Source organism: Camelimonas fluminis (assembly GCF_014656355.1).
In the GTDB taxonomy this organism is placed as follows: domain Bacteria; phylum Pseudomonadota; class Alphaproteobacteria; order Rhizobiales; family Beijerinckiaceae; genus Camelimonas; species Camelimonas fluminis.
This window is the reverse complement of record NZ_BNCG01000143.1, coordinates 1-1,006: the sequence shown is the minus strand read 5'-3', so window position 1 is coordinate 1,006 and position 1,006 is coordinate 1. Positions and strand designations below refer to the sequence as shown.

General features: G+C 61.5%; 2 pseudogenes. One reads left to right on the top strand and one right to left on the bottom strand.

What is annotated here, in order from left to right:
* Window positions 1-60: 60 nt before the first annotated feature.
* Window positions 61-382, top strand: a pseudogene (locus IE243_RS22860) (IS5 family transposase); the annotation flags it as partial.
* A gap of 258 nt (window positions 383-640) precedes the next feature.
* Here IE243_RS22860 and IE243_RS22855 read toward each other — a convergent pair.
* Window positions 641-1,006, bottom strand: a pseudogene (locus IE243_RS22855) (transposase); the annotation flags it as partial.

The window sequence follows — 1,006 nt, the reverse complement described above, 5'->3', positions numbered from 1 at the left end:
TAAAGTTGTTGGCGTTTTAGCCGCTTAATGATTCAAGACGCCTGATTGTGGGGAGCCTTGATGAGCCGTCGTCACTACGAACTGACCGACCATGAATGGACGATTTCAGAGCCACTTTTGCCCAACAAGCCGCGTGGTGTTCCGCGCGTTGACGACAGGCGCGTGCGCAACGGCATCCTGTGGCGGTTTCGCACTGGCTCGCCGTGGGGCGAAGATACCTGAGCGCTACGGCCCCTGCACGACCTGCTACAACCGATTTGTCCGGTGGCGAAAAGCCGGAGTATGGGATCGGCTTCTCGAAACGGTCTCGGGCGCTTACGAGAACGATATCGTCATGATCGACTCCACCTGCGTCCGCGTCCACCAGCACGGGGCGACGGGAAACGTATGGCCAGCCCCGTTGCAAGTAGTGACGGTCAGTGGCGTGAGCAGTCTGCATAAACGTATCCGGCATATCGGCATGAGGGCCGCCGCCATGATGGAGATCCGTGCGTCCCAGTCCTCATAAAAGGGCCGGCCTCGAAGGTCATTTTCCGTCAGGGCTTGTGGAACGCCGATCGACTGTCAGGCCATCTTTTTTCACCGCTCGCAGCTTTTGGCGCCCGGAGGCGTCCCGCCGGGCGCGATTTCGGTCAGTCTCTCAAGCCACCTTCGCTGGCATGATGTGGTAGCTTTCCTTATGGCGCAGCAGAGCCCAGACAATACGCGCCATCTTGGCCGCGAGCGCGACGACCGCCACATTGGGGTGGCTGCGAGCCAGAAGCCCTCGGAGCCAGAACCCGGTCTCTGTATCGCTCTTCGCCAGCACCGGCATGACGGAACGGGCGCCCTGGATCAGCAATTTTCGCAGATAGCAGTCGCCGCGCGGTGATCCCCAGCAACCTCGACCTGCCGCCTGGGGTGACCTGAAGGGGCGCGAGCCCGAGCCATGCGGCCAGGTCACGCCCTGTCCCGAATGTTGTTGCGGAACCAACCGCCGCGACCAGTGCGGTAGCGTTTAGCACCC